Raw genomic sequence first — 18,555 nt, forward strand, 5'->3', positions numbered from 1 at the left:
TGCTCTCTTTGGGCTGACCCCCGATAAGGGGGGAGTTCCCCGCGCGCACCCCGTTCCCCGGCCGGCGGCTCGTAGCGTCAGCCGTATGACGAGTTCACCCGCGCTGGGCGACATCAAGGCGCGCCAGCAGAAGACCTGGGCCAGTGGCGACTACGGCGCGGTGGCCGCACTCATCCACCCGGTCTCGGAGGCCCTGGTGCAGGCCGCGGACCTGTCCGCCGGGTCGCGCGTGATCGACGTCGCCACCGGCACCGGCAACGCGGCGATCGCCGCGGCCCGCTGCCTCTGCGCGGTGACGGGCGTGGACTACGTGCCCGCGCTGCTGGAGCGCGCGCGGGCCCGGGCCGCGGCCGAGCATCTCCCGGTCACCTTCGAGGTGGGTGACGCCGAGGCGCTGCCCGGCCGGGACGGCGAATGGGACGCGGCCCTCTCGGTGTTCGGCGTCATGTTCGCTCCCGACCAGGAGCGGGCCGCCGCCGAGCTGACCCGGGTGATCCGGCCGGGCGGCACGATCGCCCTGGCGAACTGGGCACCCGACGGATTCATCGGCGAGCTGTTCCGTACGGTGGGCCGCCGGGTACCGCCGCCGCCCGGGGTGCGGGCGCCCTCGGAGTGGGGCAGCGGTCCCCGGCTGCGGGAGCTGTTCGGCGAGCAGGTGACGGACCTGCGGGTGAACCGGCGGGAGTTCGTGTTCCGGTTCGCGTCCCCTGAGGACTTCGCCGACTTCTTCCGGGCCAACTACGGGCCGACGCTGAAGGCGTTCGAGGTGCTCGACGACGAGCAGGGCAGGCTGCTCTACGCGGACCTGGTCGACCTGGCCACCCGCCACAACGTCGCGACGGACGGCACCGCGAGGATCCCGTCCGGATACGTCGAGGTGCTGGCCACCCGGGCCTGACCGCGCAGGGTCAGGCGGCCGACGTCAGCCGGTTGAGCGCGTCCGTGAGCCGGGCCGCGGTCTGGTCGCCGAGCCGCTCGAACTCGATCCTCATGACCGGGGTGGCCAGCTTGGCGACGCCGTGCATCTCGAGCTCGACGTGGTAGGTGACCTCGCTGCCGCCGGCCACCGGGCGGACGGTGATCGTGTCGGTCGAGGTCGCGCCGTCGTTACGGCCGACGAAGACCAGGCGGTCGCTCTCGACGGCCTGCAGCGTGTACGTGAGCTCGCTCGTCACGCCGAGGATCCTCGACGTGTTGTGCCAGCTGGCGCCGACGGCGAGCGGCCCGTCGTCGGTGCGGGTGGTCTGCCGGGTGGCCGCGTCCCAGGCGTTGGTGTTGCCGAAGTCCTTCAGGTAGGCGAGCACCGCCTCCACCGGGGCGGCGACGGTGAACGTGCGGGAGATCGTGATCATCGCTTCCCCTCGGGGTCCGGCAGAGCGTTTCCACCCTAAGCGCCGGTAATCCCCGCCGCCGCGCTTTCGACCTTTGCGGTGCCTCGTCCGATGAGGATGCTGCCGAGACACCCCTAGCGGTAGCGGCGGACGTAGCGCCGCTGCCACGGCGTCTCGACGGCGCCCGGGTGGTAGTGCTCGCGCACCCAGGCGACGGCCTCCCGCGGCGCCACGCCGTCCAGCACGGCCAGGCACGCCAGCGCGGTGCCGGTGCGCCCCCGGCCGCCGGCGCAGGCCAGCTCGACCCGCTCGGTCGCGGCGCGCCGCCACGCCTCGTGCAGCACCTCGGCCGCCCGGGCCCGGTCGGCCGGAAGCCGGAAGTCGGGCCAGCGCAGCCACCGGCTCTCCCAGGCCACCGGCGGCGGCGCGGAGCCCAGCAGGTAGACGCCGAACTCGGGGTCTGGCCCGGCCGGCCGCGGCCGCCGCAGGCCGCGCCCGCGCACCCGCCGGCCCGACGGGAGCGTGACGACGCCCTCCGCGCCGGCCGCCCAGACTCCACTCACCCGGTCGATTCTCCACGACGCCGCACGGCCCGGTCCGCTAAGATCGTCGCCGTGCACAGTGCCAGCAGCGAGCGACGCCGGATGAACCCCCTCCGGTTGAGCTAGCACGTTCCCAGCCGGCGGGTCGATCCCGCCGGCACCGCCGCACCGACCGCACCCGGCACCGATCGACCCGCCTCCACGCGTACCGTCGATTGGGTTGTCATGAATCTCGAAGCTCTGCTTGCAGCGCGGCTCGGAGCCGCCTTCTTCCGGGTCGCGGGAGCGACCGTCGATCCGGCGGTGCGGCGCTCGCGGCACGCCGACTTCCAGTCCGGCGCGGCCCTGCCGCTCGCCCGGCGGCTGGGCCGGGCGCCCCGCGACGTGGCGGGCGACGTGCTAGCGGCGGCCGACCTGGCCGGCGTCGCGACGGCCGAGGTCTCCGGCCCCGGCTTTCTCAACCTGCGGCTGACCGGCGAGGTGATCGCGGCCGCCGCGAACGAGGTCGCCGCCGACCCGCGCCTCGGCGTGCCGCCGGTCGCGCGGCCGGAGCGGATCGTCGTCGACTACTCCTCGCCGAACATCGCCAAGGAGCTCACCATCGGGCACCTGCGCTCGACCGTCATCGGCGATGCCGCGGCGCGGCTGCTCGAATGGCTGGGTCACGACGTCGTGCGGGCCAACCACCTCGGCGACTGGGGCACGGCGTTCGGCATGCTCATCGAGCACCTCGGCGCCGGCGACGCCGCCGGGATCGATGACCTCACGGCCTTCTACCAGGCGGCGCGGCTGCGGTTCGACACCGACGAGGAGTTCAGGACCCGGGCCCGGCTGCGGGTGGTGGCGCTGCAGACCGGCGACGAACCGACGCTGCGGCAGTGGCGGCACCTGGTCGCCGCGTCGCAGCACTACCTGCTGCTCGCCTACGACCGGCTCGGCGTCACGCTCGGCCCGGAACACTTCGTCGGCGAGAGCTTCTACAACGACCGGCTGGAGTCCGTCGTGGCCGAGCTCGCCGCCAAGGGCCTGCTGGTCGAGAGCGAGGGCGCGCTCTGCGCGTTCCCGCCCGGCTGCACCGGCCGCAACGGCGATCCGCTCCCGCTGATCGTGCGCAAGAGCGACGGCGGCTTCGGGTACGCGGCCACGGACCTTGCCGCGCTGCGGTACCGGGTGCGGGAGCTCGGCGCGATCCGGCTGCTCTACTTCGTGGGCGCACCGCAGCGGACCCACTTCCAGATGGTGTTCGCGGTGGCGGACGCCGCCGGCTGGCTGCCCGACGGCGTGACGGCGGAGCACGCCGGCTTCGGCTCGATCCTCGGCACCGACGGCAGGATGTTCCGCAGCCGGTCCGGCGAGTCCGTCAAGCTGGCCGCCGTGGTGGACGAGGCGATCACCCGCGCCTCGGCGCTCGCGCCCGCGCCGGAGGTGGCCCGGGCCGTGGGCATCGGCGCGATCAAGTACGCCGACCTGTCCGGCGACCGGATGTCCGACTACGTCTTCGACTGGGACCGGATGCTGGCGCTGACCGGCAACACCGGGCCGTACCAGCAGTACGCGTACGCCCGGATAAGTGCGATCCTGCGCAAAGCCGGTGAGTTCGAGGGCACGATCCTTCCCGTTGCGGCCGCCGAACGGGCCCTCGCCCTCGAGGTGCTCGGCTTCGCACCGGTGGTCGACCAGGCGGCCCGGTCGCTGGAGTTCCACCGGCTCGCCGGCCACCTCTACGGCATCGCGCAGGCGTTCAGCGCCTTCTACGAGAGCTGTCCCGTGCTGAGCGCACCCGCGGGCGTACGGGAGAGCCGGCTCGCACTCTGCGCACTCACGGCCCGGACCCTGCGTCAGGGCCTGGATCTATTGGGGATCTCCACGCCGGAGCGGATGTAGGCGCGGGGCCCGGCCGGCCCTCCTCCTTGACGACGCCGAGGAGTGGCCGGTTGCTGCCCGCCGGATCCCAGGACGGATCGGTGACGGCCGGCTGGGCCCAGGACAGCCGGCCGAAGCCGGGCCAGATCCGCTGGGTCAGCGCCCGGGTGGCGTGCACCCGGGTGCCGGCCCGGCGGCGGCGCTCGGCGAGCACGGCGCTGAGGAACATCCAGGGCGGCGTGCCGGGCGGCGGCCGCTGTGCGATCTTCTCCGCGACCTCCTGCGCCAGCTGGTAGGCGAACCGCCCGTTCTGCGGCTGACGGATCTCCGCGGCCCGGGCCAGGTAGTGCCGGGCCGCGAGCGCCAGCCGATCGTCGAGCCCGCTCAGGTCCAGCCCGGCCGCCCAGCCGGCGAGCTGCGGCGGCATGGACGGCACCCAGCCCCACGGCGCGGGCGAGCGCTCGTGGATCACGAACGTGCCCGCCGCCTGGTCGCCGAGGCGCCGGCCCTGCGGCGAAACGAGCATCGTGGTCAGCGCCACCGCCCAGGTCAGCGGCGGGAACAGCAGGCCGGGCCACTCCACCGCGGCGCCGACCAGGGTCCGGGTGAGCGCGTGCCGCAGCCGGATCGGGCCGCCGTCCACCCGGACCACCCGCAGGCCCATCGCCCGCTTGCCCGGGCTGCGGCCGTTGGTGAGGGTCTCGACGATCGTCGGATATGCGATGAACACGACGATTATCGAGATGGTGAGGGCCGCCTGCATGAACGCCTCGTCGGCGACCCGGTCCGGCATCATCGACGACACGATCCCGATCAGGGTGATCAGCAGCACCACGAAGAGTGCCTGCACCGTGATGTCGATGAGCAGGGCGAGCCCGCGCGAGCCGACCCGGGCGGGGCGCACGTCGACCTCGACGGCCTCGCCGTTGACGAGCGGGTCGTCACGCCGGCCAGAGGTCGTCACCGCCACAGTCATGCGGGTAGTTAACCCGATCGGCGTTGGCTACGCTGCGCCGGTGGACCTGGACGCGTACGTCGCCGAGCGCCGCGGGGAGTGGAACAGGCTCGAGGTGCTCGCCCGGCGCCGGCGCCTCTCGCCGGACGAGGCGGACGAACTGGTCCTGCTCTACCAGCGGGCGGCCACCCACCTGTCGGTGGTGCGCAGCCACTCGCCCGACCCGGTCCTGCTCGCCCTGCTGTCGCAGCTGGTCATCGCAGGCCGCTCGGCGGTCACCGGCGGCCGGCGCTTCTCCTGGCGGCCGGTGGCGCGGTTCTTCACCTCGTCGTTCCCGGCCCAGCTCTACGTCACCCGGCGCTGGTGGCTGAGCGTGATGGCCGTGAACGTGCTCGTCGGCTGGGCACTCATGTGGTACTTCTCCGCCCACCCGGACATCATCGGCAGCTTCGCCAGCGGCCAGGCGCTGCGGGACTACGTCGAAGAGGACTTCGTCGGCTACTACAGCGAGTTCCAGGCGCAGAACTTCGCGGCGAGCGTCTGGTCGCACAACGCCCTGATCGCCGCGCAGTGCCTCGCCTCTGGCGTGCTGATCCTGCCGGTGCTGTACATCCTCGGCCAGAACCTCTTCGCGATCGGCATGACCGGCGGCGTGATGATCTACGCCGGGCACGGCGCGACGTTCTTCACCATGATCCTGCCGCACGGACTGCTCGAGCTGACGTCGATCTTCGTCGCCGCCGGGGTGGGCCTGCGCATCGGCTGGGCCTGGATCGCACCCGGCCCGCACCGCACCCGCGGCCAGGCGCTCGCCGAACGCGCCCGCGCCGCGATGCTGGTCGCGCTCGGGCTGGTCGTGATGCTCGGCGTCTCCGGGTTGCTCGAGGCGTACGTGACGCCGTCCGGCCTGCCGGACGCCGTGCGGATCGGGATCGGCGCCGCGGTGTGGCTGGCGTTCATGGTCTACGCGCTCGGCGTCGGGGCCGCGGCGCACCGCCGCGGCGAGACCGGCGCTGTGGCCCCGGAGCACGACGTGACCCCGGTGCCCACGGCTTAGCGAATGGGTGGGGCGCCTGCCCCTGTTCGGCAGCCACCGCTGCGTCCCATGAACGACGGTGGCTGCCCCGCCTTCCCGCCTGAACCGTCACGCGGGAAGCAAATCGGCAATTGTCTCTCAGGGCACGAGGCTGATGGTGAATGTCTCGAGCCCGGGGCTGAAGTTACGCATTCGCAGCCCCAGCGGCCTCGTGCCGGGTAGTGCCTGCTGCAGATAGGTGTCGCAGGTACCGAACCTCTTGTTCGGGACGTTCACTGTGATGACCGAACCGTCCCAGACGGTGTCGTCGCCGTTCGACTCGGCAAAGAAGAGGATGTAGTCCCTGTCGGTGTTCGCCACGTGCCTCGTGTCGCCCGAGTCGATCACGAACCAGCCGCGCACCATCCAGCCCGTGCACGCGCTGTCGCGGTACGCCACTATGGCCTGGGTTTGGTGTGGGTAACGGTTTGTGATGTGCACCTGGGTATTCGTGAGCATCATCGAGGCTGGGCTGGCATCAGCACGAACAACGGGAACCAGCGCGAGAATCAGCCCAACGACAGCGGCTCCGATCCAGGGTCGTGTCTTCATTGTTGCCCCCTTCAAACAATAGCAATTCCTGATAGACCTGGATACGCGCTCAGCGTACTCGCACTTTATGAGGCCCGGAGCCCGCTTTCCGCACACGCCGAAGCGTTCGGGATCGCAATTGAATTCGTCGCTCTGGGTAATGTCGCGATCGGCTACCGCCGCACCAGCGGTGACACCGACACCGCCCGCGCCATCCGACACTCCAATCGCCGTCCACGCGACCTCATCACTGCCGTGACCAGCAGTTACATCGGCCTTGCGGCGGATTCTTCCGGGCGCGGAATTGTCGGTGCTATTCGGCCGACAGTTGCGGGAGCATTTCCGCCACATGCGAGTGGCCCTCGCGATAGGTGAACGCGGGAGTCCTGGATGCTGCGGATTATCATCAGTCGTGAGCAGTGCAAATGATCAAGATGAATTGGATCGCCATCGGTCTGCCGGGCCCGCTTCCCCGGCCCGCCACGGACGACGCGAAAAAGTGTCCCGGTTTCATGTCTGGGCCGGTCTCGCCGTTCTTCTGCTGATCGCGTTCTTTCTCAGCCGAGGCCTGGAGGACGCGGACCGTTTCGCCAGCGTCATCGGCCTGCTCTTCATGATCGCAATGCAGGCGCACACGCTCACGAAGGCACAGCGGCCGGAGGCGTCCGACACCGCCGCGGAGGCACCCCGGAGACAGCGGGGAAGGCACCGGCAGCGGATCTCCAAACCCGCCGCCATCGTCATCACGGTCAGCCTGGGCGCCTTCTCCTGCAACGTCGCCGGTCCGTCCGGATCCGGGAACCGGAATTCCCCGTATCAGTGCGGCATCGCCGCCGGCACGCCCGGAACGATCGCGCCTCGTCCGGCGCTCGCCGGTGGGATGGTGTTCTGCCCCGTCCAGGTCGACGACGGCACCGGACCCATCGAGGGCCCGTTCGTGCTGACCGGCCAGGTGGTCGGCAGGCACCCGGAAGATCTGGAGCTCGTCCTGTTCGTCCGCGTCGACCCGGCGACCTGCGACACCGAGGGCGAACGCGGCAGGCGCGGCCGCTACCTGCTCGAGCAGGTGGATCTGCACGCCGCCGACAGCGGCTGGTCCTACCTCGACGATCTCGGCGACCACCCTCCGGGCGTCACCTTCGGGCGCATCTTCGAGTACGCCACGATGTCGCCGCAATCCCTGCGAGCGATGAGGGGCCGGGGGAGGGCGTTCGGCTCCGGCGACATCGGCGACTACGAGCTGCCGCCCGACGTGCGGTTCCTATCGAGATTCGAGGTGCCGCCCGGGGTGGCCGCCGAACGGGTCCCCTGCGACTGACCCGAGGTGCCGATCGGCGGGCCATATTCGGACTACGCTCAACAACAGCCTTTTGATATCCCGGCGGGGCTGTGAGTGGAGGCGGCGTGGTAGTCGGTTCCGGTGCCGGACACATTACGACTCTGCGGCTGCCCCTATCCGGCTGGCTTTTACGATGGTGCGGCGACGGCTGTTGGCGCGAGCTGGACGACGCGCAGTTTCGCGCCGAACTCGATGGCTCGCATCTGCCGGCCGAGGATGAGCTCCGAGGCCCAGTCGGCAACGGTGCACGTGGAGGGGGAACAATTCAACCTTCCATTCTTGGAGCCGTACTATCGGCGGTTTCTCTCCTGACATGTTCACCGGGCCCCGCACGAGCGCCCGCCCGGATGCCTGGCTCGATACGCGCAGTGGCCGGGGCGACTCGAACGGTGTTGATGATGATCGTTATCCTCTGCCGGAACGTCGCCCGCCGGGCGGCCCGGGGGAAGGTGAACACATGAGACGGTTCGCGCGAGAACGCATGCTCGTCGCGGCGGCGTTGCTGGCGGCCTCGACCGGTGCGCTGCTCGGCGAAGGGACCGTGGCCGCCGCGGCTGGGGGCACCACGCTGCGGGTGTCCGTCGCGCCGGACGGCAGCCCCGGCGACGGTGGCTCGGTGATGCAGTACCTCAGCGCCGACGGCCGGTCCGTGGCGTTCGTCTCATCCGCCACCAACCTCGCCGCCGGCAAGACCGACCGGATGCGCAACGACGTGTTCGTCCGGGACCTGGACGCCGCCACGACCAGCCTGGCCTCGGTGACGGCCGACGGTAAGGCCGGCGACCGCGACTCGCGGTCGCCGTCGCTGAGCGCCGACGGCCGCTACGTCGCCTTCCAGTCCGACGCCACCGACCTGGTCGCCGGCGACACCAACGGCCAGGCCGACATCTTCGTGCGCGACCTGCGCGCCGGCGTGACGACGAGGGTCTCCGTGGACGGCGCCGGCACGCAGGCCGACAACTTCTCGCAGAGCCCGTCGATCAGCGCCGACGGCCGCTACGTCGCATTCGTGTCCCGGGCGTCGAACCTGGTGCCGGGCGGCAGCACCCCGCTCACCGCCGACGTCTACGTCCACGACCGGGACTCCGGGACCACCACCCGGGTCTCCGTCCCGGCCGTGAACCCCGACGAGCAGTACAACAACGTGCAGCCGGCGATCAGCCCGGACGGCCAGTTCGTCGTCTACGCGTCGGACTCGCCGCGGCAGGTGACCGGTGACACCAACCGGAAGTCGGACATCGTCCTCTTCGACCGGCAGGCGAACGTCCGTTCCCGGGTCTCGGTGGCCGCCGACGGCACCCAGGGCAACGGGTCGTCCTACAGCCCCACGATCAGCGCCGACAACCGGTACGTCAGCTTCGCCTCCAGCGGCACCAACCTGGTCGCCGGGGACACCAACCGCAGGAGCGACGTGTTCGTCTACGACCGGCTGCTGAGCCGGTCGGTGCGGGTCTCGGCGCCCAGCGGCACCGTCGAGGCCAACGGCGATTCGAGCAGCCCGTCGATCAGCGCCGAGGGCGGGCACGTGACCTACACGTCGACGGCGTCGAACCTGGTCGAGGCCGACACCAACGGCGGCGGCGACGTGTTCGTCACCGACCTGTCGACCGGTACGACCGAGCGCGTGACCGTGTCCGACGCCGGGGCACAGGTCAATGCCGCCGTCACCGCGCCGCCGTCGATCAGCCGCGACGGCCGGGCGGTGGTCTTCACGTCCAACGCGCCGGGGCTGGCGCCGCGAGACGCCTACTGGCACCAGGTCTACCTGCGCCTGCGCTGACGGACACACCGCGGCCCTGACCAGTGGAGGCGCTGGTCAGGGCGCGAACGCGCTGAGCACCCCTTCGTTCGCCTGATAGAGCACGCCGCCGGTCACGACGACGTCGCCCTCGAACGCCGGGACGTCGCCGACGACCGTGCCCCGCCCGGCGTCCAGCGCGACGTCGCCCGCGTAGACGAGTCCACCGGCGACCAGCGGCTGACCGCCGGAGTCCGCCAGTTTCCGGCTCCACATCCGCTTTCCCGTACGGGCGTCCAGTGCCGTGACCGTCTCGCGGGACGAGCGGTATACCCGCGTCTGGTCCGTCGCGATCGACTCGTAGTCGTCCTCGGGCGGTGGCGCCGTCCAGCGAACGGTCCCGTCGGCGGCGTTGACGGCCGTCAGCTTGTCCTCCGCGTCGGCGCCGTAGAACGAGTTGCCGGCCGGATCCGCGGCGTCGGCGAGTAGGTACCCCTTCCTCGTCCACCGCACGGCACCGCTGGTGATGTCGAACGCCACTGTCTCGCCGGCCCGTACCCCCTCGTCGTCGGTGGTGTAGGCCGCGACGATGCCGCCGGCGGAGACCGCGGCCACGCGACGGTTCTGCACTCTCCAGAGTTCCTTGCCGTCGCGTATCCGGTAGGCCACGGTCAGCGTCTCCCCGTAGATGTCGGTGTTGGAGGCCAGGATCACGCCCTTGTCCACCACCAGGCCACCGATCGGCGGGGCACCCCCGGCCCAGCGTTTCGCTCCGGTCGCCGCGTCGAGTGCGACGACGTGGGTGTTCGGGTCGCTCACCGAGTAGCAGTCGTTGTAGCCGGCGAGGAGCAGGCCACCGGCCACCGCCATGCGCGGCGAGCCGCCCTCGCCGAAGTCGTCCCAGTCGAAGCTCCACTGCTTGGCCCCGGTCGCCACCGAGTACGCCGAGATCCCGGCCTGATCACCCACGAAGATCCGCCCGCCGGAGATCACCTGAGCGCCGAATCCGGAGCAGTTGTCCGCCTTGCGCAGGTTCACCGACCATTTCTTGGTGAGCCGGCCGACCGTCGCCGCCGTGATCACGTTCTCGTGCGGGTTGAAATAGGTGTCCTCGGCGTCGTAGCCGATGTGATCCCAGTCGAGCGGCGCCGGGGCGGCGGTGGCCGGCGTCAGCGCCGCGCCGGCGGTGGCCAGGATCAGGGACAGCACGACGGGGATACGGGCGAACGCATGCATATAAATAAACTATGCGGCATAACGGACGCCTGACCGGATAATCCCTCAAATGCCGGCCGAATCTCCCTGACGATATGGTGCTCCGGGTCCCATGAGAGAAGGCGACCGGAAGTAAGGGCTGTGGAATCGCAGACGGTCTTGCTCGACCTGGACGGCACGCTCCACGAGCATGGAGATCCGGTACCCGGCGCGGCGCGTGCGATTGAGGAACTCCGGCGCGCCGGTCACGTGGTGCGGCTGTTCACCAACACCGACTCCCAGCCCGAGGCGGTGCTCGTGCACCGGATCCGGCAGCTGGGCATTCCGATCGCGACCGGGGAACTCTTCACCCCGGTGACCGCGGCGCAGCGCGTGCTGGCGTCGGCACCGGAATGCCGTGTCCTCGTCCTGGCCGACGAACCCGTGCGCAACGAGCTCGCCCGGCATGGGCGGCTGCTGAGCGTCGATGAGGCGGAACCGGCCAGCCACGTGGTCATCGGCGACTGCCGGCGGACACTGTCCTACCGGTACCTCGACGCCGCCTTCCGGGCCGTCCGCGCCGGCGCCGAGCTGCTGGCCCTACAGCGTGGCCGCTACTACCGCGCGGCGGACGGGGACCACCTGGACACGGGCGCGATCGTCGCCGCCGTCGAGTACGCCGCCGACCGGCCGGCGCGGGTGCTGGGCAAGCCCAGCCAGGACTTCCTGCGGCTTGCGGCGGAGTCGGCGGGCGGTACCGCCGCCGGCCGGCTCTGGGTGGTGGGCGACGACCGCACCACCGACATCGTGATGGCGAACGCCGGGGCTGCGATCTCCGTCCAGGTCCGCACCGGCAAGTACGCCGACCAGCTTGAGAACGGCGCCCTGGCCCATGCCGCGCATGTCATCGACTCGGTGGCCGAGCTACCGGAACTGCTTGCCCGATGTCTTTCGTGAAGCTCAGACCAGCCACACTCCGTCGCGCATCAGGGTGCGCTCCGGAATCTCGTTGACCTCGCGCCATGCCTGAATGCGGGCCGGAACAAGAATGAGGAAGACGTAGGTGTCACCCGCCGTACGCGGATCCCAGTCGCTCTGCGCCACGTACGCGTCCCCCACGTCGCCGGCGTCGGCGACCGGGACGGTGCGCTCCAGCGTGGCGTCGATCATCACCACGTCGCGGGTGTCGCCCAGGGCCAGGCGGGCCCTGCCCCGCGCGACGATGTTGCGGGCGGTCGGTGTGTCCTTCGCCGTGGCGAGCACGATCCGGTCGCCGAACCAGGCCATCGTGAGCGGCACCAGATAGGGCCCGTCGCCGTCGGAGGTGGCCACCCAGGTATCGGCGACCTTCGCGCTGAGCTTCTCCAGCACGTCCGACTTGCGCTGCGCTCTCGTCCGCGGTTCATCGGTCATGCCACATCTCATCACAAGGGGATCGAGGAACGCGTCCGTGTCCTGCCCGGTCCCGCGCCGGGGGCCGGCGACGACCGTGACCGTTTCCTCGCCGACGCGCACCTCGCCCTGGGCTGAGTATCAGCGCGGGCGCAGGGTCTCGTCGAGCCAGTCGAAGACGACCTGGTCGAAGCGGGACCGGTTCCAGGCCTCGCAGTGCCCGGCCGTGCCTTCCGCGGCGGTGAAACGCACCATCCTCTTCGGGCAGGTCAGCGCCGTGTGCAGGGCCTCGGCGCCGCCCGCCACCGGGTCGCCGTCGGCGGCGACGACCAGCGTCGGGCAGGCGATCGACGCGACGGCGTCCGACAACGTGTAGCTGCGGCCCAGGTCGACCACCAGGTCGGCGAGGGTCGCCGAACCGTGCACCCACATCCCACGCTGGACCAGCTTCCACCGGGCGAGCGGATCGTCCGCCACCACGGACAGAAACGGCTCCAGCTCCGCCGGGTCGACGTCGGGGAACCGGTCACGCACCGGTGGCGGCAGCATGGCCCGGACCGCGTCGGCCTGGTCCCATTGGCCGGGGTCGGCGACCAGCGCCGCGATCCTCGGCTCGCCGCTCGCGCCGCGCGGAGCGAGGAAGCCGCCGAAGCTCCAGCCCATGACGGCGATCCGGTCGCCGTCGACCTCGGGCAGGGCCAGCGCGGCGTCGACGACCGCCCGGAGCACGTTCTCCCAGTCGGGCCGCATCCGCAACCGCTGCAGCACCAGCGCGCCGCCCTGGCCGGGCCCGTCCACCAGCAGGCAGTGGTAGCCCCGACGCAGCGCCGGCACGGCGAACGACCAGTACATCTCGTGCACGTTGCTGTCGTATCCGTCGACGCCGATCAGCAGCGGCCGCACCCGGTCGTCGGCCAGGCAGAGGTAGCCGGGCAGGCCGGTGTCCTCGAACGGCACCCGCACCGGCCGCAGCGGGTGCGGCGCGAGCGCGGCGAACCGGCCGAAGCAGTCCGACTCGCGCTCGAACGCCGCCACCAGCCGCGGGTCGGCCGGCTCGCCGAACAGCGGCGAGTACGACACCCGCAGGTACGTCGCGGCCCGTAGGTACGCCTCGCGGGCGCTGACGCGATGACCGTGGTCCAGGCTGTCCCCGGCCCAGCCGCGCACCCGGTCCGCGTATCCGCTCCAGGCCTGGTGCCAGCCGTCCACATCGCCCGGCCCGATCTGCTCCGCGATCGCGGCGACCTCGCCGTACTCGGCGCCGCCCCGGGTCATCGTCATCAGCGCACGCTCGGCGAACATCTGCCACAGCGGGTCGTCGAACAGCTGCCTCACCCGGCACACTTTATGCGACAGTACGCACCAAAAAGGGCGATAAATGGCTAGAGCCGGCTCGCCGCCTTGAGCATCAGGTACACGTCGGCGACCTTCGAGGCGAAGCCGTCGCGGAGCTCGTCCACCACGATCACGCCCTGCTGCTCGAGCAGGGCGCGCACCCGGCCGCGCTCGGCCAGCGCCAGTTCGGCGGCCGCGGCCACGTGCACGGCCTCGGCGGTCGCGTCGCTCTCCGGCAGCTGTGCCAGCTGCGCGGTCTCCGGGTCACGGACGCTGGCGAGGACCACCCGGTGCCGGGTGGTCAGCCGGGTCAGCATCGGCAGCAGGCCCTCGACGATCGGCGCGGCGTCCAGCGCCGAGAAGATCACCACCAGCGAGCGCTTGTGGTCGCGGCGCAGCAGGTCCGCCACGGCCAGGCCGAAGTCCGTCTCCACCAGCGCCGGCTCCAGCGCCGCCATCGAGCTGATCAGCCGCGGCAGCTTGGTGCGGTGCCCGCCGCCCTCCACCTTGGCCCGTACGGCGGTGTCCACCGCCAGCAGGTCGACCCGGTCGTCGGCCTTGGAAGCGAGCACCGCCAGCAGCAGGGCCGCGTCGATCGCGGCGTCCAGCCGGGGCTCGTCGCCGATCCGCGCCGCCGACGTCCGCCCGGTGTCCAGCACGCAGATCACCCGGCGGTCGCGCTCCGGGCGCCAGGTCCGGACCACCACGTCATGGGTACGGGCGCTGGCCCGCCAGTCGATCGAGCGGACATCGTCGCCGATCACGTACTCGCGCAGCACGTCGAACTCGGTGCCCTGGCCCCGCCCGCGGGTCACCACGGCGCCGTCGAAGATGCGCAGCCGGGCCAGCTTCTCCGGTAGCAGCCGCCGGGACGGGAAGCGGGGCAGCACCCGCAGCGTCGACTCCGGGGTGAGTGCCTCGTTCCACCGCTGCCGCCGCTGCCGGTACGCGAGCCCCAGCGGCCCGCACGAGCGCAGCGTCACCCGTACGGCCGGCCGGTCGCCGTGCCGGGTCGGCGTCAGCGTGGTGACCACCTCCCGCTCCTCGCCGGGCCGCAGCCTGAGCAGGTGTTCGGTGTTGTCGGCGCCCGCCGAGGGCACCCAGCGGTCGCGCAGCAGCAGCCACATCGGCCGGTTCCCCGCGTTGGTGACCGTCAGAGCCGATGTGGCGGTCTCGCCCAGCCACACCGTCGCGTCGCGCTCGCGGCGCAGCGTGACCCCGGTCAGCGGGGCGGCGGCCAGCACGTCCAGCACGGCCGCGGCGACGGCGATCCCGAGCACGGCGAACGTCATCAGCCATGGTGAGGCGAGCAGCGCCGGCAGCGGTACGCCGAGCGCCAGCAGCAGCGCGAAACGCCTGGTGACCACGGTCGCTCAGCGGGGCGCGGGCACGGCGCCCAGCACGGTCCGCAGCACCGAGTCGGTCGAGATGCCGTCCAGTTCGGCCTCGGCCCGCAGCCGGACCCGGTGCCGCAGCGTCGGGATGGCGAACGCCTTGACGTCGTCGGGCAGCACGTAGTCGCGCCCGCTGAGCCAGGCCCGGGCCTTCGCGACGGCGAGCAGGGCCGTGGTGCCGCGCGGCGACGCGCCCAGCTCCAGCGCCGGGGACACCCGGGTGGCCCGGCACAGGTCGACCACGTACTCCAGCACCGGCTCGGCGACCGCGACGCCGCGGGCGGCGGCCCGGCCGGCGGCCAGGTCGGCGGCGGTGGCGACCGGTCCGACACCCGCGGCCTTGAGGTCCCGCGGGTCGAAGCCGTTGTGGTGCGCCCGCAGCACACCCAGCTCCTCGTCGCGCTGCGGCAGCGGCACGGCGAGCTTGAGCAGGAACCGGTCGAGCTGCGCCTCCGGCAGCGGGTACGTGCCCTCGTACTCGATCGGGTTCTGGGTGGCGACCACGATGAACGGCTCGGGCAGCCGGCGGGTCTCGCCGTCGGTGCTGACCGTGCGCTCCTCCATGGCCTCGAGCAGCGCCGCCTGGGTCTTCGGCGGGGTCCGGTTGATCTCGTCGGCGAGCAGCAGGTTCGTGAAGACCGGTCCGGGCCGGAAGTTGAACGCGGCGCTGCGCGCGTCGTAGACCAGCGAACCGGTGACGTCGCCCGGCATCAGGTCCGGGGTGAACTGCACGCGCTTGGTGTCGAGGTCCAGCGCGGCGGCCAGGGCGCGGACCAGCAGCGTCTTCGCCACGCCGGGCACGCCCTCGAGCAGCACGTGGCCGCCGCAGAGCAGCGCGATGACCACCCCGCCGACCACGGCGTCCTGGCCGATGACCGCCTTGGCGACCTCGTTCCGCAGGCGCTGCAGCGCATCGCGGGCCGCGCCGGCCTCCACGGGTACGGAAGACGTCACATCACATTCCCCTCGTCAGCCCGGTCACGTAGCGGACCAGGTTCTGTACGGTCGTCGCGGCGCGGGCCAGTTCCTCGTCACTGTCCTCGACGCCGCCGCCGAGCGTGTGCCGTACCTCGGTGACCGGGTGGCCGGTGACGGCGGCTACGCGCTCGGCCACCTCGTCGACGCCGGTGTCCGGCGGCATCCCGAAGTGCTCGGCGAGCCGGAGGCAGGCGGCCGTCTGCAGCGTCGCGAGCGAGTTGCCGCGCGCGCCGGCCCGCCGGTACAGCCCGCCCAGGCCGCGTACCGTCTCGGCGGCCCGGACCCGCACCGGCAGGGGTTCGGCGACCGGCGCGCCGACCCGCCGGGCCGAGGCGGCGGCCAGCGCGAGCGCGGCCAGCGCGAGCAGGGCCAGAGTGGCCCAGACCGCCGGCGGGAAGGCCCGGGCCAGCGGGCTGTCGGTGACGGCGTTGCCGCCGCCCTGTGCCTCGCCGTCCTGCCCGCCGTCCTGCGGGTCGCCGGCCGGATCGTCCTGCCGGTCGTCGCCGGGCCGGCCGTTGCCGGACTCGCCGTCGCCGGTGTCGTCGCCGGGCTCGCCGTCCGGTGTGGTGACGGGGTCCGGGTCCTCCTGCGGGAAGGGGTCGGCGACCGGATCGGGCTCCCGCTCGTGCAGGTCGAGCCAGATCACCCGGGACTCGCGAGCCAGCAGGCCGGCGGCGAGGGCCTGGTTGCCGTGCTCGTCGGCGCGGTCGTTGCGGAACGGGTCGGCGGCGCCGATCAACGTCATCGAGGCGCGGGCCGTGCGGAACTCGACGAGCCCGTCCTGGTAGCACCGCACCGCATCGTAGCCGTGCGGGTCGTAGCTGCGGCGCAGCGCCGCGGCCGGTCCGGCCGTGTTGACGAAGCCGGTCGCGCAGCCCGGCTGCGGCGCCGCCGCCGTCCAGCGGGGCCCGCCGACCGCGATGTCGAGGCCCGCGAGCCGCACCTGTTCCGCATCGGGCGCCACGAGGACCACCCGGATCTGCGGCGGCAGCGACGCCAGCCGGCCCAGGTAGACCGGATTGACCAGCCCCGGCGTGGTCACGAGGACGGTCGCGGGCGCGCCCGAGGCGGCGGCGGCCAGCGCCCCGAGGCTTCCGGTCCGCACGTCCACCTGGACGCCCTCGCCGGCCAGGCGGTCGGCCAGCCGGCGCGCGCCGTCACCGTCGCCGCTGGTGGGGGAGAGGAACGACGCGTCGGTGGGTTCCGACTGCTGCACGACATGCGCGATCCCGGTGAACGTCGCCAGGCCGGCGACGACGGCGAACGGCAGCGCGAACCGCATCCAGCGGCGGGACTTCACGGCGTACCCTCGCGCATCCGGTCGCGCACGTCCCCGGTGAGGGAGCGCATGCGTTCGTCGTGTGCGGGCAGGGCGGTGCGGTCGCCGTACCAGATCTCCGAGAACAGGTCGGTCGCGCCGCCCAGCGAACCGGCCACCGCGGGGCGGTGCGCGGCGGCGGAGGCCGCGACCTCCGCGGCGGTCGTGCCGGGCAGCGGCGCGACCACGCCCGCGGCGGTCAGGTCGCCGACGATGTCACGCAGCCGCTGCCGGATGGCCTCGGCGTAGCGCCCCTCGGCGGCGAGCCGGTCGGCCAGCAGGGTGCCGTCGGCGAGCACGACGGTCGGCGCGAAGGTCGGCTCCGGCCCGGTCGCCTTCCCGGCGGCCTTGGGTTTCCCGGTACGCCGAAGCCGCGGCAGCCGCAACCGAGGCAGCCGCAACCGTGGCAGCCGCAACCGGGGCATCCGCCAGCGCGGCCACCGGCGCGGCACCCACGCGGGGAACCAGTACCAGAGCGCGCCGGTCAGCCCGGCCAGCAGCAGCGTGAGCAGCAGCAGGGTCTGCGGCGCGACGACGTCGAAGACCGCGGCCGCGAACTCGTCCCAGGCCCGGGTCATCTCGTGTACACCAGGGGAGCGGAGTCGTCCTCGCCCCGCGCCCGGGCCCGCCCGATGGCGATGTCGAGCCCCTCGGTGCGGATCCGCGTCTCGAGCGACACCACGGCGGCGACGCAGGCGAGCGCGGAGTAGGCCACCGTGTTGGCGATCGTCCAGGCGGCCGGGGTGATCCAGGTGAGCCAGCCCGGGTCGCCGCCGCTGAGCAGGGAGAAGATCGACACCCACCCGCTGCCCAGCGCGAACCGGATGGCGAACCAGGTGACGTAGGCGGCCAGCAACGTCCAGAGGCCTCGAATGCCGCCCCGGGTGGCGAGCCCGGCGGAACGCCCGAGCGCGGTGAACGGGTTGGCGGACCGGTCGATGACGAGCACCGCGGCGGCGAAGCCGAACAACCCGAAGAGGATCAGCCACGGCACGGCACCAAGGAAGAACCCGACCCCGCCGGCGGCGCCGAGCAGCACCGCCGCGCAGACGGTCGCGACGGGCCGGGTACGCACCCAGAGCTCGCGATGCCGCACCGCCCGGCCGATCAGCGCGGGCCCGGCGGCGGCCGCGGCGAGCGCGCCGAGCAGCGTGAGGATGAAGGCCTCGGTGGCGAACCCGGCGGCGGTGGCACCCCACCACGCGGCGAAGTGGCCGCGGGCGGGCCCGTAGTAGGGCGGGGTGGCGAACGCGGCGGTACGCAGGGTGACGAGCAGGACCTGCTCGAGCAGGGCGAGCACGGCGGCGGCGCCGAGTAGCGGGACGGCCCGGGCACGCAGGAGCGAGATCGCCGCGTCCAGCAGCTCGCCGAGAGTCATGGGACGCAGCGGCAGGTCCGGCTGCGCAGGCATGGCGGCGATCCTACGAGATCCCCGCATCCGGTGGTATTCGTGTGCCCGCCGGCCGCCGCACGGCCCCGGACCTCGCACGGTGCGGGAGGCAACCTCCAGGTCACCGCAGTTGGCCGGTCGGCCTCGCCTGCCGATGCATCGGCGGTTATGGTGCCTCTT

General features: G+C 72.3%; 18 protein-coding genes. 6 read left to right on the forward strand and 12 right to left on the reverse strand.

Translation table 11 applies throughout. From position 1 onward, the window contains the following. The first annotated feature begins 85 nt into the window (after positions 1 to 85). On the forward strand, positions 86 to 898 hold the full coding sequence (locus AB0B58_RS35405) for a class I SAM-dependent methyltransferase (RefSeq protein WP_360233155.1): 813 nt from the start codon (positions 86 to 88) through the stop codon (positions 896 to 898). Positions 899 to 908: 10 nt separating this feature from the next. Here AB0B58_RS35405 and AB0B58_RS35410 read toward each other — a convergent pair whose 3' ends face one another. Further along, the gene (locus AB0B58_RS35410; RefSeq protein ID WP_360233158.1) at positions 909 to 1,352 is read right to left on the reverse strand and encodes an SRPBCC family protein; all 444 of its coding nucleotides are present in this window, start codon (positions 1,350 to 1,352) and stop codon (positions 909 to 911) included. Positions 1,353 to 1,465: 113 nt separating this feature from the next. Then, positions 1,466 to 1,894 (reverse strand): protein phosphatase, encoded by a 429-nt coding sequence (locus AB0B58_RS35415; protein WP_360233161.1) that lies wholly within the window; start codon positions 1,892 to 1,894, stop codon positions 1,466 to 1,468. 204 nt (positions 1,895 to 2,098) lie between these two features. Here AB0B58_RS35415 and argS point away from each other — a divergent pair, with 204 nt between their 5' ends. Beyond that, complete coding sequence (gene argS / locus AB0B58_RS35420; RefSeq protein ID WP_360233164.1) at positions 2,099 to 3,757, forward strand: arginine--tRNA ligase; 1,659 nt, start codon at positions 2,099 to 2,101, stop codon at positions 3,755 to 3,757. On the opposite strand, the gene AB0B58_RS35425 is transcribed toward argS, so the two are convergent. Further along, positions 3,693 to 4,712, reverse strand: coding sequence for an RDD family protein (locus AB0B58_RS35425; protein ID WP_360233167.1), 1,020 nt, complete (start codon positions 4,710 to 4,712; stop codon positions 3,693 to 3,695). The genes argS and AB0B58_RS35425 overlap by 65 nt on opposite strands. Positions 4,713 to 4,752: 40 nt before the next feature. Here AB0B58_RS35425 and AB0B58_RS35430 point away from each other — a divergent pair, with 40 nt between their 5' ends. After that, positions 4,753 to 5,748: a stage II sporulation protein M gene (locus AB0B58_RS35430; RefSeq protein ID WP_360233170.1), complete on the forward strand. Its 996-nt coding sequence runs from the start codon at positions 4,753 to 4,755 to the stop codon at positions 5,746 to 5,748. A gap of 117 nt (positions 5,749 to 5,865) precedes the next feature. Here the strand turns inward: AB0B58_RS35430 and AB0B58_RS35435 are convergent, their stop codons facing one another. Then, entirely contained in the window at positions 5,866 to 6,318 is a 453-nt protein-coding gene (locus tag AB0B58_RS35435; RefSeq protein ID WP_360233173.1) for a DUF1036 domain-containing protein, read from the reverse strand. Positions 6,319 to 6,796: 478 nt separating this feature from the next. Here AB0B58_RS35435 and AB0B58_RS35440 point away from each other — a divergent pair, with 478 nt between their 5' ends. Together AB0B58_RS35440 and AB0B58_RS35445 are read left to right on the forward strand one after the other, a co-directional pair. After that, positions 6,797 to 7,615: a hypothetical protein gene (locus AB0B58_RS35440; protein ID WP_360233176.1), complete on the forward strand. Its 819-nt coding sequence runs from the start codon at positions 6,797 to 6,799 to the stop codon at positions 7,613 to 7,615. A 478-nt stretch (positions 7,616 to 8,093) separates the two neighbouring features. Beyond that, positions 8,094 to 9,416, forward strand: coding sequence for a hypothetical protein (locus AB0B58_RS35445; RefSeq protein ID WP_360233179.1), 1,323 nt, complete (start codon positions 8,094 to 8,096; stop codon positions 9,414 to 9,416). 36 nt (positions 9,417 to 9,452) lie between these two features. Here AB0B58_RS35445 and AB0B58_RS35450 read toward each other — a convergent pair whose 3' ends face one another. Further along, positions 9,453 to 10,610, reverse strand: a complete 1,158-nt coding sequence (locus AB0B58_RS35450; protein WP_360233182.1) for a PQQ-binding-like beta-propeller repeat protein — start codon at positions 10,608 to 10,610, stop codon at positions 9,453 to 9,455. 120 nt (positions 10,611 to 10,730) lie between these two features. Here AB0B58_RS35450 and AB0B58_RS35455 point away from each other — a divergent pair, with 120 nt between their 5' ends. Then, positions 10,731 to 11,525, forward strand: a complete 795-nt coding sequence (locus tag AB0B58_RS35455) for an HAD-IIA family hydrolase (RefSeq protein WP_360233185.1) — start codon at positions 10,731 to 10,733, stop codon at positions 11,523 to 11,525. A gap of 3 nt (positions 11,526 to 11,528) precedes the next feature. Here the strand turns inward: AB0B58_RS35455 and AB0B58_RS35460 are convergent, their stop codons facing one another. The 7 genes from AB0B58_RS35460 to AB0B58_RS35490 all read right to left on the reverse strand — a co-directional run bounded on the left by AB0B58_RS35460 (position 11,529) and on the right by AB0B58_RS35490 (position 18,396). After that, complete coding sequence (locus tag AB0B58_RS35460) at positions 11,529 to 11,981, reverse strand: pyridoxamine 5'-phosphate oxidase family protein (protein WP_360233188.1); 453 nt, start codon at positions 11,979 to 11,981, stop codon at positions 11,529 to 11,531. Between the two features lie 120 nt (positions 11,982 to 12,101). Next, positions 12,102 to 13,295, reverse strand: coding sequence for an alpha/beta fold hydrolase (locus AB0B58_RS35465; protein ID WP_360233191.1), 1,194 nt, complete (start codon positions 13,293 to 13,295; stop codon positions 12,102 to 12,104). A gap of 47 nt (positions 13,296 to 13,342) precedes the next feature. Further along, positions 13,343 to 14,662: a DUF58 domain-containing protein gene (locus AB0B58_RS35470; RefSeq protein ID WP_360233194.1), complete on the reverse strand. Its 1,320-nt coding sequence runs from the start codon at positions 14,660 to 14,662 to the stop codon at positions 13,343 to 13,345. A gap of 6 nt (positions 14,663 to 14,668) precedes the next feature. Then, positions 14,669 to 15,643 (reverse strand): MoxR family ATPase, encoded by a 975-nt coding sequence (locus AB0B58_RS35475; RefSeq protein WP_360233197.1) that lies wholly within the window; start codon positions 15,641 to 15,643, stop codon positions 14,669 to 14,671. Between the two features lies 1 nt (position 15,644). Continuing rightward, the gene (locus AB0B58_RS35480; protein WP_360233200.1) at positions 15,645 to 16,967 is read right to left on the reverse strand and encodes a DUF4350 domain-containing protein; all 1,323 of its coding nucleotides are present in this window, start codon (positions 16,965 to 16,967) and stop codon (positions 15,645 to 15,647) included. After that, positions 16,964 to 17,563 carry a DUF4129 domain-containing protein gene (locus AB0B58_RS35485; protein ID WP_360233202.1) on the reverse strand — a complete coding sequence of 200 codons (600 nt, stop codon included), beginning with the start codon at positions 17,561 to 17,563 and terminating at the stop codon, positions 16,964 to 16,966. Before AB0B58_RS35485 ends, AB0B58_RS35480 begins: the two co-directional genes overlap by 4 nt. Then, on the reverse strand, positions 17,560 to 18,396 hold the full coding sequence (locus AB0B58_RS35490) for a hypothetical protein (RefSeq protein ID WP_360233205.1): 837 nt from the start codon (positions 18,394 to 18,396) through the stop codon (positions 17,560 to 17,562). Before AB0B58_RS35490 ends, AB0B58_RS35485 begins: the two co-directional genes overlap by 4 nt. Positions 18,397 to 18,555 lie beyond the last annotated feature (159 nt).

It is taken from the genome of Actinoplanes sp. NPDC049118, from assembly GCF_040648555.1.
Lineage (GTDB): Bacteria > Actinomycetota > Actinomycetes > Mycobacteriales > Micromonosporaceae > Actinoplanes.